Below are 13,421 nucleotides of genomic sequence, written 5' to 3'. Positions count from 1 at the left end.
CGAGCAATCCGTGACCGTGAGCCACGCGAACTACCCCCGAACACAGATTGACCGCTCCGATTTCCGAAGTCATGTCTCTGTACACGTCAGGAGTATTCAATGCAGGGCACGGTGAAATGGTTCGACGACACCAAGCATTTCGGCTTCATCGCCGCCGCTGACGGCAGCGCCGACGTACTCGTCGAGAGCAAGGACATCCCCGACGAATATCGCCATCTGATCGAAGAGGGCTGCCCGGTCGATTTCCGAGTCGTGGTCGGACTGAAAGGCCCGCAGGCACAGCAGGTGCAGCCGACCGGAGTGCGGTTCCAGCCCGCATCGGCCGCGCCGGCGTCCGACACCGAGGAAGCCGCGGCGGCACAGGCACGGTGCGCGTGAGGTCCCCGCTGATTTCGAGCCGACATGCCTGATCCGGCCCCCCTCCCGGTAACGGCTGATCTCGACGTGGCGACCGGCCCCGCACCGGAGTCGGGTTCCGTCGATCGGCGTCTGGCTCTGATCCAGCAGAAACTGGTCGAGCAATGGGAAGTCGCGCCCTTCCCCCGACTGGCGGAGACCCCGGCCGACAACGGCCACCCCGACCACGCCATCGATAACCCGTATTGGCAGTTCCTGCGCCTGATGCCGCGGGCCGGACTCGAACCGCAGGATCAGTGGGCCGTCGCCTTCAGCGCGTCGGTGCGCGATCTGCTGGTGCGGACCTACGCGTCATCGATACCCTCGCCGGCGGATATCCGCTGGATCGTCGATCTGCTCGCAGGCCGCGACCTGCTGGAGGTCGGCGCGGGCAGCGGATACTGGGCATGGCAGCTGCGGCAGGCCGGTATCGACGTGATCGCCGTGGACAACAGGTCGACGCGATGGGACCACATGTGGACCGACGTCGACTACGGCAATACCGCCGACGCCAGTCTGCACGCCGATCGTGCGCTCATGCTGATCCACCCGCCGCACGAATCGTCCATGGCCCAGACCGCGCTGGACTTCTACGACGGCGATCTGCTGGTCTTCGCCGGTGACGAGACGACCGCCGCGAGCCGGATCTTCCACGCCACACTCGCGCGGGGCTGGGAGGAGATCGCCGCCGCGGCGCACCACCCGACCTACGTCGGCATTCCGTGCCGTCTGCGCGCGTTCCGACGCCGTAGCCCGAGATGACGGTGACCCCTGTGCCGATCAGCGCACAGGGATCAACCGGCGTTCCACGGACTAGAAACCCGAGTCGAGTCCGGCGAACAGGATTTCGAAGACCAGCGGGGTTTTCGGGCTGTTCACGGTCGGCGGCACATACGGCGCGCCCTGATTGGTGTCGGTGACGAGGTAGTCGGAGTGGCTTCCGCGAACCGGATCCACGACGCCCTCGCAGTGCGGACCACCGGTGGCATTCACCTTCGGAAGATCGTTCGGATATTGATACGGCTCGCTGGGAAACATGAAATTGGTGTTGAACGCGGCCCCCGGCTGCAAACCGCCGACGAATCCCTCGGCTTCGGGCATCACCTGCGCGATGCCGACAATGACGCACGTCAGCACGGGCGAATACGTATGCAGCAGCGAGGCGGTCGGCCGCAGCAGATCGAGCGCGGTCCCGAAGGATCGCGCGTTCTCCGACAGGACATCGCGGCCGGTACCGGCCAGCCCGATCAGATCGAGTAACAGCGCGTCCAGTTCACGCTGATAGTCGGCCACGGTCGCACTGGTCTGTGTCGCATTGTCGACGGTGCGCAACAGATCCGCCGCGGCATCGGCGTAGAGGTCGCCGACCCGCCCGGTCGAGGCCATATCACGCTGAAAGGCGGGAAGACTCGGATTGATCTCGCGCAGAACCGAATCCGTCCGCGCCAGCAATTCGCCGAGTCGGTCGCCGCGCCCCTCCAGCGCGGTGCCGAGCGCGGCGAGTGTGGCATTGAGCTGCCCCGGCTCGACCTTGGCCAGGATGGTCGACAATCGCTCGAACAGGGTATTCCACTCGACGGTCACCGCATCGGCCCGCACGAGCGCACCCGGGCGCAGCGAGGTCGTCGACGGCGCGGACGGCGCGACGAAGTCGACGTATTTCGCGCCGAACACGGTGGTGGAGCGGATTTCGACACGGGCGTTTGCCGGAACCCTGCGCAGCGCCTCCGGATCCAGCGCCAACCGGAGCGCGACACGGTCGGATCGATAGTCGACCGAGGCGACGCGACCTATCTCGACACCGCGCATGCGCACCTTGGCGTCCGGGTCGAGCACGAGACCGCTCCTCGGCGTCTCGACCGTCACCGTCACGGTCGAGGCGAATCCGCCCCCGAAGGCGACCATGGCGAGCGCGGCCACGGTGACGATCGTGAGAACCATCGCCGCGCCCGCGACTTTGAGGCGTAGCGACGCCCACAGCCACCCGGCCCATGTCTGCGGCCTGTGGGCTGATGACGGTGATTCGGAGCCGGTGCGCTGTCGTGAAGTCACTACTCACCTCTTAGAGAACGACGCGCGCCGGGAGTGTTTCGCACGCGCCATCAGTTCGTTGCGGGCACCATCGATCCGCGGCGGGATCTCCTGCTGGTTCCCTTGCCCGAGCCCAGTCAGCCATAGTACTGTCCAGACACGTGTCCATCATAAGTCTGGACAGTAATCTTGGGGAAGGATTTCCACATGACTCTGCTGAAACCGAAGCGGGTGTCCGGAGGCGAGCACGAGCACGGCCACCTCGAGGAATTTCGTGTCGACCCCATCGCCCTGATGCGTCGCGTCCGCGAGGAATGCGGCGATGTCGGATCTTTCGAACTCGCCGGGCGCCACGTCATCCTGCTGTCCGGCGCGGAGGCCAACGAATTCTTCTTCCGGGCGGGCGACGAAGACCTGGACCAGGGCGCGGCCTACCCCTTCATGAAACCCATCTTCGGCGACGGCGTCGTCTTCGACGCCAGCCCCGAACGGCGCAAGGAGATGCTGCACAACCAGGCACTACGCGCCGAACATATGCGCGGCCACGCCGCGACCATCGCCCGCGAAGTCGATCAGATGCTGGCGGGCTGGGATGACGAGGGCGAGATCGATCTACTCGACTTCTTCGCCGAACTCACCATCTACACCTCCTCGGCCTGCCTCATCGGAACCAAATTCCGCAACGAACTCGATGATCGCTTCGCCCGTCTGTACCACGATCTCGAACGCGGCACCGACGCCCTCGCCTATGTCGATCCGTACGCGCCGATCGAGAGTTTCCGCCGCCGCGACGCCGCGCGCGCGGAACTGGTCGAGTTGGTGCAGGGCATCATGGACGCCCGCGCCGCGAAACCGCCCGCGACCAAAGCCGATCGCGACATGCTCGACGTGCTGGTCTCGGTTCCCGACGAACACGGCAATCCGCGTTTCAGCGCCAGCGAGATCACCGGCATCTTCATCTCCATGATGTTCGCCGGACATCACACCACTTCCGGCACCGCCGCCTGGTCGATCATCGAACTGCTTCGCCATCCAGAGGTGCTGAAATCGGTGGTGACCGAACTCGATGAACTGTTCGCCGACGGCTCCGAGGTCAGCTTCAACGCGCTGCGCCAGATCCCGCGACTGGAGGCGGTGCTGAAGGAGACACTGCGCCTGCATCCGCCGCTGATCATCCTGATGCGCGTCGCCCAGGGCGATTTCGAGGTGTGCGGGCATCGGATCGCACCCGGTGACCACGTGGCGGCCACCCCCGCGATTTCCAATCGCCTGCCCGAGGATTTCCCCGATCCCGACCGGTTCGACCCGGATCGCTATATCGATCCGAACCAGGCCGATCTGGTCAACCGGTGGACGTGGATCCCCTTCGGCGCCGGGCGGCACCGGTGTGTCGGCGCCGCCTTCGCGCTCATGCAGCTCAAGGCGATCTTCTCTATCCTGTTGCGGGACTGGGAATTCGAGATGACCCAGCCCTCGGAGAGCTACCGCAACGACCACAGCAAGATGGTGGTGCAATTGCAGAAGCCGTGCACCGTCCGCTACCGCCGCAGGCAGCGTGCCGCCGAGGAAAGCTGACCGGCCTCTCGCGGACCACGCAACCGGCCGAGGTCGCCCCCTCCGACAGGATCGGAGGGGGCGACCTCGTGCTCAGCGAAGCGACGGCGACGCTATTCGTAACGGACCTGCCATTTCTTGATGCCGTTGATCCACCCCGAACGCAAGCGCACCGGTTCATCGACCTGACGCAGATTCGGCATGGCATCGGCGATCGCGTTGAACATCAGATCGATCTCCAGGCGCGCGAGATTCGCGCCGACGCAGTAATGCGTCCCGGTGCCGCCGAAACCGACGTGCGGGTTGGGGTTGCGCAGCACGTCGAAGGTGAACGGATCCTCGAACCCCTCTTCGTCGAAATTGGCCGAGCCGTAGAACAATCCCACCCGCTGCCCGTCGGCGATCTTCTGACCGCCGAGGACGAGATCCTCGGTGGCGGTGCGCTGGAACACTGTCACCGGAGTCGCCCACCGCACGATTTCGTCGGGCGCGGTCCTCGGCCGTTCGCGCTGGTAGATCTCCCACTGCTCGGGGTGGTCTACGAACGCCTTCATCCCGTGGGTGATCGCGTTCCTGGTCGTCTCGTTACCCGCCACCGCGAGCAGGATCACGAAGAATCCGAATTCGTCGGAGGCCAGCGACTCACCGTCGATATCGGCTTGCACGAGTTCGGAGACGATATCGTCGCCGGGGGAAGACCGGCGCTGTTCGGCCATATTCCACGAGTAGCCGAGGATCTCCGCCGAGGCGAGGCTGGGATCACCGTATTCGGGGTCGTCGTAGTTCAGCATCTGGTTGGACCAGTCGAATACCTTGCGCCGGTCCTCCTGCGGCACGCCGAGCAATTCGGCGATCGCCTGCAACGGCAGTTCGACCGCGACCTGCTCCACGAAATCCCCGCTGCCGGCCCGCTTGGCCTCGTGCACGATTCGCGCGGCGCGCTCGGCCAGGGCCGCGCGCAGGCCCTCGACCGCGCGCGGGGTGAATCCCTTGGAGATGATGCGCCGGATCTTCGAATGTTTCGGCGGGTCCATATTGACCAGCAGCGCCCCGGTGGAATTCATCTGCTCCGGTGTGATGTCACCGGGCAGCCGGATGATGGCGCCCTTCTTCTCCGAGGAGAAGGATTCCGGCCGACGCGAAATCTCCTTGATATCGGCGAGTTTGCTGACGACCCAGTAGCCGCCGTCGCGGAAGCCGCCGGAGGTCTCGTCCGACTGCGCGTTCCACCACACCGGAGCGGTCCGCCGCAGCCGCGCGAATTCCTCCACGGGCCTTCGGTTCTCCCACAGCCCTGGATCGGTGAAGTCGAATCCCGCGGGCAACAACGGTGCTGTCATAGCTACCTCCTGTGATGAAATGCACCGGCGGACAACGCGACCGGATGCGACGCGACACCCGCGGCGTCGCGTGAGAGATCGTCCGGGTACGGCAGGGCGCCCGGTCGGGAACCGCGGCGCGTCACAGCAGCACCACCGAACGCAGCACGTCGCCGTGGCGCATCCGGGTGAAGGCGTTCTCGACCTCGTCGAGGCCGATGGTCTCGGTGACGAATGCGTCCAGCGGCAAGCGGCCCTGGAGGAACAGATCGATGAGCATCGGGAAATCCCGCGACGGCAGGCAGTCGCCGTACCAGGAGGATTTCAGCGCACCACCGCGCTCGAACAGATGCAGCAGCGGCAATTCCAGCGACATCTCCGGCGTCGGCACCCCGACCAGGACCACGGTGCCCGCGAGATCACGGGCGTAGAACGCCTGGGTGTAGGTTTCCGGCCTGCCCACCGCGTCGATCACGACGTCGGCCCCGAAACCGCCGGTCAGCCCCTGGATGGCCGTTACCACGTCACCGGCGGGCGCGTGCACGGTATCGGTCGCGCCCAGCCGCCGCGCAGACACCAGTTTCCGCTCGTCGACATCGACCGCGATGATCCTCGCCGCACCCGCCAGCGAGGCGCCGAGGATCGCTGCCGCGCCGACGCCACCGCATCCGATGACGGCGACCGAATCGCCCCGCGAGACATGTCCGGTATTGAGCGCGGCGCCGAGCCCGGCCATCACACCGCAGCCGAGCAGCCCCGCCACCTGCGGTGGGGCCGCGGGGTCGACCTTGGTGCACTGTCCGGCGGCCACCAGCGTCTTCTCGGCGAAGGCCCCGATGCCGAGTGCGGGACTCAGCGGGGTGCCGTCGGCGAGTGTCATCACCCCGGTGGCATTGGCGGTGTCGAAGCAGTACCACGGTCGCCCGCGTCTGCAGGCCCGGCACTGCCCGCAGACCGCGCGCCAATTGAGGATCACGGAATCCCCCGGGGCCACCTCGGTGACGCCGGGACCGACCGCATCGACGACTCCGGCCGCCTCGTGGCCGAGCAGATAGGGATAATCGGAACCGATGCCGCCCTCACGATAGTGCAGATCGGTATGACAGACGCCGCATGCCCTGATATCGACGACCGCTTCGCCGGGCCCCGGATCGGGCACGAGAATCGTTTCGACGGAAACGGTTTCGCCTTTTCCTCGGGCTACGACACCGCGCACCTCGTAGGTCATGTAGAGCCTTTCGTCTCGACGGCGGACGGGGCCGCCTCGTGCGCCGTCGCGTCGCGCCGAGCCCGGTGCAGCCCCGGCGCGGCACGTCCGGCCACCGGCGGGAGATCCAGATAGGTGCGCAGGCCGGGCTCGGCCGCGACGACGTAGGGAATAGCGTTGACGCAATGCATCGCGGTGGCGACGATGCCGGGGTTGCGGGTCGATCCGTCCGACGGACCGTGCCCGTGCATCCCCGTGAAGGTCGTCAGCGATCCAGGATCGCCGACGATCTCGATCTCGTAGCGCTGGCCCGTCGGGCCGAATCGCCAGGGCGGATCGAGATTCTCCTCGCCCATGAACCAATTCACCGCGGCGGTGATCACCGGCTGCCCGTCGACGGTGCCCTGCCATCGGTACCGCTGGGCGGCCACGTGGCCGGGCGCGATATCCCCGATCGGCGACTCGATCGGCGCGGTGGCGACCGCGATATCGTGCGTGACGGTCAGATCCGGATCCAGATCGAAGCCGAGTTCGTCGGCGATCATCCATACCGATTGGCTGTAGCCGCCCGCGAGCACCTGAACCATCGGACTGGTCGCGGCCTCGTCGGGAGTGGCGCCGAACAGCATCCAGTCCCGCACCACCTCCGGCGCGGCATAGGTGCGGATATCGGAGAACTCCTCGGCGCGAACGGCCCTCACCGATCCGGACAGCCCCGAGATCACCAGCGGGAGCCGCTCGGTGATGCCGCCGGGGTGAATACCCGTGCCGTGCAACGTGACTCCCGCTTCGCGGCAGATCCTGTCGTAGCGTTCGCGTTCGGCACGACGCGGATAGAACCAGCCGAGCGGCGTCACGACGTTCTTGCCCGAGGACAGGATGGCACGCAGCACCGCGGGATCGGCCATGAACGGGCTGTACAGCACGCAGTCGGCGTCGAGGGCCAGTAATGCGTCGATATCGGTGCTCGCGCGGACGCCGACCGGCTCGCGGCCGATCAACTCGCCCAGATCGACGCCGTCCTTGTGCGCGCTGTGCACCCACGCCCCGGCCAGTTCGAGGTCGGGATGGTCGAGGACGGCTCCGATCGCGGCTTGCCCGAGTCCACCGGTCGCCCACTGAACGACTCGTAGCATCGCTCAGTCCGCCTGGTGATCCGGCGGACGGGCGGCGACGTAGCCCTTGGCCCATCCGTAGTCGGGTTTGCCGCTGGGTGAGCGCACGATGGCGTCGGTGATCCAGATCCTCTTCGGCACTTTGTATCCGGCCAGATGGCGCCGGACATGCGCGAGGACGGCGGCGAATTCGACGGGACCGCGTTCGACGGTGGACACCACCGCCGCGACCTGCTGCCCCCACCGCTCGTGCGCGACCCCGACGACGACCGCGTCGTAGATCGCGTCGTGCGATTTCACCACGCCTTCGACCTCTTCGACGAAGACCTTCTCGCCGCCGGTGTTGATCACCATATTGCCGCGTCCGAGCAGCGTGATCGTGCCGTCGAGTTCGGCGCGGGCGCGATCGTCGGTCACCACGACGCGCGCGCCGTCGACAGTTTTGAACAGCTTGTCGGTCTTGACCGGATCCTTGTAGTAGCCGATCGGCACCGAGCCGGTTTTGGCCAGCCAGCCCTCGGTTCCCGGCGCGACCGGGGTGCCGTCGCCGTCGACCACCACCGCGCCGCGCCCGGTCTGCACTCGCGGCCCGCGTGCGGGATCGTCATCCTTCTGGGCGAATCCGATACCGCCGAAACCGGTTTCGGACGATCCGATGGAATCGGAGACCACCGCCCACGGAAACAGTTCGAGCAGCGCGTTCTTCACCGGCTGTGACAGCAGGGCCGCGCCCGAGGCGATCGCGACGAGCGAGGAGGCGTCGACCGGTTCGCTGGTATAGCTGTCGAGCAGGGGACGGGCCATCGCGTCGCCGGTGATCACCAGCACCTGGGCCCGATTCGCCCGCACCGCCTGCCAGATGGCTCTCGCGTCGAATCTGGCGGCGAGAGCGACCGCATTGCCGGTCCACAGCGCGGTGAAGGTGGGCATCATGGCCGCGGCGTGGATCAGCGGCGGCAGGACGAACCACGTACTCGGTTCGTTCTGCGCTCCGGTACGCGACTGCTGGTACTCGTCGGCGACCGGTTCTCCTGTGTAGAAATCGATTCCGCCGCCGAGTACCCGCCACATATCCTCCTGGCGCCACATCACGCCCTTGGGCATTCCGGTGGTGCCGCCGGTGTACATCATGAACAGGTCGTCGCCGGTGCGTGCGACGGCGGGCCGCGACGGCGATCCCGTCGCGATGACGGTGTCATAGTGCGCGACACCGGATTCCGCGGCGGGCACGGCGCTGCCGGAATCGTCGTCCACCTGGATGACGTAGCGCAGCAGCGGCGCGGCGGAACGCGCCTGCGCGACCGCATCGCCATAGCAGGCGTGGTAGACGAGGACAGCGATATCGGAGTTCTCGTACAGGTAGGACAACTCCGCGGCGCCGTAGCGATAGTTGATATTGATCGGGACGGCCGCCAGTTTGAAGCAGGCGATGAGCGTTTCGATGGTTTCGATGCTGTTGTGCATCTGGAATCCGACGTGGGTGCCGTTGCCGACGCCAACGCTGGCCAGGTGGTCGGCCAACCGATTGGCCCTGGCGTCCAGATCGCGGAAACTGATCCGGCGATCGTCGTGGATCAGCGCCACCCGATCGGGCATCGCGTCGACGGCATGTTCGAACAGGTCGGCGAAGTTGTTGGCCATGTCAATTCATCTCCGGTCCGTCACACGACCGTCAGGGGCAGGGGAATGCCACGATCGGTGAAGGCGAAATCGGCGCCGGTGCTGAACCGGGTGATGGCCACCTCCGACGCCTCGCGGAATATCTTCTCGCCGAGGGTGATCTCGACGGTGAAACCCTCCGGGGACGCGGTGAGAACTCGCGGGGTGAAGCGTGGATTCACCCCGCGCACCATCGCCTCCAGCGGGGCCGGATGTTCCGGGGTCAGCATGGCGGGCCAGGCGCCGTCTCGCTGCGCGCCGGTGTCGGCCGGTACGCGCAGTCGCACCGCGTCGGGCGTCTCGGTGATCTCGACTCCCGTGTAGGACAACGGATTCAATGCCGGATGCAATCGCAGCACCTGCGCGAGGGAGCGGGTGTCCTCGCCCAAGCGCAGGCTGTCGCGAATGCGTTCGGAGGTCAGGCCCGCGATTCCGGTGAACTGCTTGCGACCGATGTCGGCCGCGGCGGCCGCATCGGTGCGCGACCGGACGGCGATCATGAATCCCAGGGTCAGCAGATGCTGTTGCAGGCAGACCTCCTCCGCCATCCGCACGAGTGCGGAGTGGGAGAAATCGGGGAAGCGCAGATCGCTCAGCAGCGGGCCCGCGTAGTCGGACATCCCTTCCGAGGAGGTGTCCACGTCCGCGAGTTCCACACCCGCCGCGACGGATTCGGCGACGAGCGCGGCATTGGCCGGAACCGGCGGCGGCACATGCGAATCGGAGATGACGACGGTCCACGCGCATACGGGGTGGCGGTCGGCCGGTTGACGCGGTGGACGGTGGATCGGACGAACCTGCGCGTGGGGATTGGTCGCGAGAGCGGTGGCGTCGAACGTCGGATCCTCGATGTCGTGACACATCGAGACGACGAAATCCTCGCCCATCGGCTCCACGTCGGCGAGCGCGCCGCAGTGATCGAGCCAGAACTCGCCGTGGTCGTGATCGTCGACACGGAAGCGGAAATCCATGAACTGCGGGGGCGCGCCGATATCGAGTTGGAGCCCCTTGAAAATGGTTTCCACACTGTCCCCGGTGAATCCGAGCGCTCGCTGCATGCGCCGGGTGTAGACCGGACTGGCCAGTTGCCATTCCTCGATAGCGACCTCGGCCATGCCGTCGCGACCGAACGCGGCGATCGAATGCGCCATCCCGGAGCGGTCGATGAGGTGACCGCACAGCAGGAGTTCGGGCACGAGCACCGCCAGGTCCGCGCGCGAGAGCCCCTGATATCCGCTCGTCGGCACGTCGCTCACCACAGGGCGACCGGGGCTTCACCGATGCGGTACCAGCCGGGCAGCCGCTTGCCCGAGACCGAGCGTTCGATGCGCTTGTGCATTCCGGGGGACAGCGCGTTGGCCGTGATCATCTCCATGAACAAGGCCGAGACATTGCCGAAGTCGAAGAAGTCACGCTGCCAGGACCACTGGAAGTCGCCGCCGTAGCGGAACCAGCTGCCGCCGATGCCGTTGACCGTGTAGTGGCTCCCGTCGGCCCGCGTGGCGTCGCTCATCTGCTTCCACAGGCCGATGACATTGCCGCTGCGATCGTCCACGACGAAATCCTGATACGGGTAGGTCCAGCCCTCGAGGCCGTCCATTTCCTGGCCGAGGGCGATATCGCGGATCTCGTCGCGGCCGACAGCCATGAATTCCTGGGTGGGGCCGTAGTTCCAGCCGTAGGTGGCGTCGACGGTGTACATCTGCGCCAGCGGCTTCCAGTCGCCTTTCTCCTCGCAGCGCTTGTTCTCGGCAATCCAGCGCTCGATCATCTCGTCGAGTTCGGCGCGATCGAAATCGGGCATCAGTCGGTACCTTTCGGGGAGGGGGCATCGCCGCCGTCGGCGAGCGAGAGAGCTTGGGTCGGGCAATAACGGACCGCGTTCTCGACTTCCGCGCTCACATCGGAACCCGGTGAGGCATCGAGGATTTCGACATGGCCGCGTGTGGGTACGGCGAAGACGGTCGGGGCTTCGGCTTGGCAGACGGCATGCCCCTGGCATAGATCGACGTCGACGGAAACCTTCACGACGGCTACCCGCCCTCCGCCGTGCGAGCATGTGCGGCGAAGCCCGTGCCGACCTGCCTGCGTCTACGCATATGCCAGGAAGCGGCTGTCATCGCACACCCCGATTTCGATAACACGTTCCCCAGTGAGAGCGCCCCCGCGAGACGCTCTAGAGACACGTAGCTGGACATGTGTCTGGACGGTACCACCGACTATGATCCAGGACAACGGGCCAGCATTGAATTTCCGGAATCCGTCCGAGACATCATGGAACAGACGGGGGTGGTCCGGATGAAAACCGGCAACGCCGCCCATCCGATACGCTGCGGAACAAGAACATGTTCTTGCATACCCCCAAAAGTCCGGACTATATTCCGTACACCTGTCCAGACACTGTGGGAGTAGTCCATGAGCCTTCTGACCGCCGATAGTTCGCAGCTCCTCATCGGAGGTGAGCTGCGGCCCGGAGGCGGCGGCACCTTCGCGACAGTGAATCCGGCCACCGAGGAAATCCTCGGCCACGCCGCCGACGCCGACGCCGAGGACCTCGACGCCGCCATCGGCGCCGCCCGCACCGCCTTCGACGACACCGACTGGTCCCGCGACCACGCCTTTCGCGCCCACTGCCTGCGCCAGCTGCGCACCGCGCTGCAGGCCAACGCCGAAGCGCTGCGCGAGATCACCATCGCCGAAGCGGGCGCGCCCCTCATGCTCACCAGAGGCCCGCAGCTCGAGGGTCCCGTAGACGATCTCGAATACGCCGCGGGACTCGCCGAAAGCTATTCCTGGGAAACCGATCTCGGTACCGCGACGCCGATGGGCATCAAGAGTTCACGGGTCATACGCCGCGAGGCGATCGGGGTCGTCGGCGCGATCACCCCGTGGAACTTCCCGCACCAGATCAATTTCGCCAAACTCGGACCCGCGCTCGCCGCGGGCAACACCGTCATCCTGAAACCCGCGCCCGACACCCCCTGGTGCGCCACCTCGGTCGGCGCGATCATCGCCGAACACACCGATATCCCCGCGGGCGTGGTCAACATCATCACCTCCTCCGCCCACGAGATCGGCAGCAGACTCACCACCGACCCCCGCGTCGACATGATCAGCTTCACCGGCTCCACCGCCACCGGCCGCGCCGTCATGACCAACGCCGCGGCCACGCTCAAGAAGACCTTCCTCGAACTCGGCGGCAAATCCGCCTTCGTCATCCTCGACGACGCCGATATCGCCACCGCCGCGAATGTCGCCGCCTTCTCGGTCTGCGTGCACGCCGGACAGGGATGCGCGCTCACCACCCGCCTGCTCGTCCCCCGCGCCTCCTACGAGCAGGCCATCGAGGCCGCGGCGGCCACCATGGGCGGAATCCGCCCCGGCGACCCCACCGCACCCGGCACCATCTGCGGTCCCCTCATCTCCGCGGCCCAGCGCTCCCGCGTCGAGCACTACCTCTCGCTCGCTCGCGCCGAAGGCGGACGCGTCGTCGTCGGCGGCGGCAGGCCCGCCGGACTCGACCGGGGGTTCTTCATCGAACCGACGCTGATCGCCGATCTCGACAATCAGGCCACCGCCGCCCGCGAGGAGATCTTCGGGCCGGTCCTGGTCGTCATCCCGCACGACGGCGACGACGACGCCATCCGCCTGGCCAACGACTCCCCCTACGGGTTGTCCGGATCGGTCTGGGGCACCGATCCGGCCCGCATCGATCACGTCACCAGCCGTATTCGCACCGGAACACTCGGCGTCAACGGCGGTATCTGGTATTCCGCCGACGCGCCGTTCGGCGGCTACAAACAATCGGGCAACGGTCGTGAGATGGGCGTCGCCGGTTTCGAGGAATACCTCGAAACCAAACTCATCGCCACCGCCTGTTGATCCGGCTCGTCACCACCGCCGGTTGATCCGGCTCGTCACCACCGCCGGTTGATCCCGGCCATCACCACCGCCGGTTGATCCCGGCCATCACCACCGCCGGTTGATCCGGTCCCACCCGTTCGCCGCACCGATCAGCAGGAGCTGGTTCATGTCTCGTTTCACCGGAAGATCCGTCATCGTCACCGGAGCCGCACAGGGCATCGGCGCGGCCTACGCACAAGCCCTCGCCGCCGAAGGCGCGCACGTCGTCGTCGCCGA

The 13,421-nt window shown here is 66.4% G+C and carries 12 protein-coding genes and 1 pseudogene; 5 read left to right on the top strand and 8 right to left on the bottom strand.

What is annotated here, in order from left to right:
• Positions 1-99 precede the first annotated feature (99 nt).
• Together ABZS43_RS32265 and ABZS43_RS32260 are read left to right on the top strand one after the other, a co-directional pair.
• Positions 100-288 (top strand): annotated as a pseudogene (locus ABZS43_RS32265) (cold shock domain-containing protein); the annotation flags it as partial.
• A gap of 114 nt (positions 289-402) precedes the next feature.
• Positions 403-1,158, top strand: a complete 756-nt coding sequence (locus ABZS43_RS32260; RefSeq protein ID WP_355039774.1) for a hypothetical protein — start codon at positions 403-405, stop codon at positions 1,156-1,158.
• A gap of 51 nt (positions 1,159-1,209) precedes the next feature.
• On the opposite strand, the gene ABZS43_RS32255 is transcribed toward ABZS43_RS32260, so the two are convergent.
• Positions 1,210-2,337 (bottom strand): MCE family protein, encoded by a 1,128-nt coding sequence (locus ABZS43_RS32255; protein WP_355039805.1) that lies wholly within the window; start codon positions 2,335-2,337, stop codon positions 1,210-1,212.
• A 297-nt stretch (positions 2,338-2,634) separates the two neighbouring features.
• Here ABZS43_RS32255 and ABZS43_RS32250 point away from each other — a divergent pair, with 297 nt between their 5' ends.
• Positions 2,635-4,002: a cytochrome P450 gene (locus ABZS43_RS32250; RefSeq protein ID WP_355039773.1), complete on the top strand. Its 1,368-nt coding sequence runs from the start codon at positions 2,635-2,637 to the stop codon at positions 4,000-4,002.
• A gap of 92 nt (positions 4,003-4,094) precedes the next feature.
• On the opposite strand, the gene ABZS43_RS32245 is transcribed toward ABZS43_RS32250, so the two are convergent.
• The 7 genes from ABZS43_RS32245 to ABZS43_RS32215 all read right to left on the bottom strand — a co-directional run bounded on the left by ABZS43_RS32245 (position 4,095) and on the right by ABZS43_RS32215 (position 11,309).
• A complete protein-coding gene (locus tag ABZS43_RS32245; RefSeq protein WP_355039772.1) occupies positions 4,095-5,321 on the bottom strand; it encodes a cytochrome P450 in 1,227 nt (408 codons plus the stop codon).
• Positions 5,322-5,442: 121 nt separating this feature from the next.
• Positions 5,443-6,528, bottom strand: a complete 1,086-nt coding sequence (locus tag ABZS43_RS32240; RefSeq protein WP_355039771.1) for an S-(hydroxymethyl)mycothiol dehydrogenase — start codon at positions 6,526-6,528, stop codon at positions 5,443-5,445.
• The gene (locus ABZS43_RS32235; protein WP_355039770.1) at positions 6,525-7,643 is read right to left on the bottom strand and encodes a dihydrodipicolinate reductase; all 1,119 of its coding nucleotides are present in this window, start codon (positions 7,641-7,643) and stop codon (positions 6,525-6,527) included. The genes ABZS43_RS32240 and ABZS43_RS32235 overlap by 4 nt, the downstream gene beginning before the upstream one ends.
• 3 nt (positions 7,644-7,646) lie before the next feature.
• Complete coding sequence (locus ABZS43_RS32230) at positions 7,647-9,263, bottom strand: acyl-CoA synthetase (protein WP_355039769.1); 1,617 nt, start codon at positions 9,261-9,263, stop codon at positions 7,647-7,649.
• 20 nt (positions 9,264-9,283) lie between these two features.
• A complete protein-coding gene (locus ABZS43_RS32225; RefSeq protein ID WP_355039768.1) occupies positions 9,284-10,528 on the bottom strand; it encodes a hypothetical protein in 1,245 nt (414 codons plus the stop codon).
• Between the two features lie 5 nt (positions 10,529-10,533).
• Positions 10,534-11,085 carry a nuclear transport factor 2 family protein gene (locus ABZS43_RS32220; RefSeq protein WP_355039767.1) on the bottom strand — a complete coding sequence of 184 codons (552 nt, stop codon included), beginning with the start codon at positions 11,083-11,085 and terminating at the stop codon, positions 10,534-10,536.
• Entirely contained in the window at positions 11,085-11,309 is a 225-nt protein-coding gene (locus ABZS43_RS32215; protein WP_355039766.1) for a ferredoxin, read from the bottom strand. Before ABZS43_RS32215 ends, ABZS43_RS32220 begins: the two co-directional genes overlap by 1 nt.
• 387 nt (positions 11,310-11,696) lie before the next feature.
• On the opposite strand from ABZS43_RS32215, the gene ABZS43_RS32210 reads away from it, so the two are divergent.
• On the top strand, positions 11,697-13,163 hold the full coding sequence (locus tag ABZS43_RS32210; RefSeq protein ID WP_355039765.1) for an aldehyde dehydrogenase: 1,467 nt from the start codon (positions 11,697-11,699) through the stop codon (positions 13,161-13,163).
• 148 nt (positions 13,164-13,311) lie between these two features.
• The coding region (locus ABZS43_RS32205; RefSeq protein ID WP_355039804.1) for an SDR family NAD(P)-dependent oxidoreductase at positions 13,312-13,421 on the top strand (110 nt) is incomplete at its 3' end.

The sequence above is a fragment of the Nocardia sp. NPDC005366 genome (genome assembly GCF_040606855.1).
GTDB lineage: Bacteria > Actinomycetota > Actinomycetes > Mycobacteriales > Mycobacteriaceae > Nocardia.
This window is presented reverse-complemented; position numbering and strand designations above follow the sequence as displayed.

What these genes read in the sequence shown, in the direction of transcription:
- ABZS43_RS32260 (WP_355039774.1), top strand. Translation starts at nt 403, where the DNA reads ATGCCTGATCCGGCCCCCCTCCCGGTAACGGCTGATCTCGACGTGGCG.
- ABZS43_RS32255 (WP_355039805.1), bottom strand. Translation starts at nt 2,337, where the DNA reads ATGGTTCTCACGATCGTCACCGTGGCCGCGCTCGCCATGGTCGCCTTC.
- ABZS43_RS32250 (WP_355039773.1), top strand. Translation starts at nt 2,635, where the DNA reads ATGACTCTGCTGAAACCGAAGCGGGTGTCCGGAGGCGAGCACGAGCAC.
- ABZS43_RS32245 (WP_355039772.1), bottom strand. Translation starts at nt 5,321, where the DNA reads ATGACAGCACCGTTGTTGCCCGCGGGATTCGACTTCACCGATCCAGGG.
- ABZS43_RS32240 (WP_355039771.1), bottom strand. Translation starts at nt 6,528, where the DNA reads ATGACCTACGAGGTGCGCGGTGTCGTAGCCCGAGGAAAAGGCGAAACC.
- ABZS43_RS32235 (WP_355039770.1), bottom strand. Translation starts at nt 7,643, where the DNA reads ATGCTACGAGTCGTTCAGTGGGCGACCGGTGGACTCGGGCAAGCCGCG.
- ABZS43_RS32230 (WP_355039769.1), bottom strand. Translation starts at nt 9,263, where the DNA reads ATGGCCAACAACTTCGCCGACCTGTTCGAACATGCCGTCGACGCGATG.
- ABZS43_RS32220 (WP_355039767.1), bottom strand. Translation starts at nt 11,085, where the DNA reads ATGCCCGATTTCGATCGCGCCGAACTCGACGAGATGATCGAGCGCTGG.
- ABZS43_RS32210 (WP_355039765.1), top strand. Translation starts at nt 11,697, where the DNA reads ATGAGCCTTCTGACCGCCGATAGTTCGCAGCTCCTCATCGGAGGTGAG.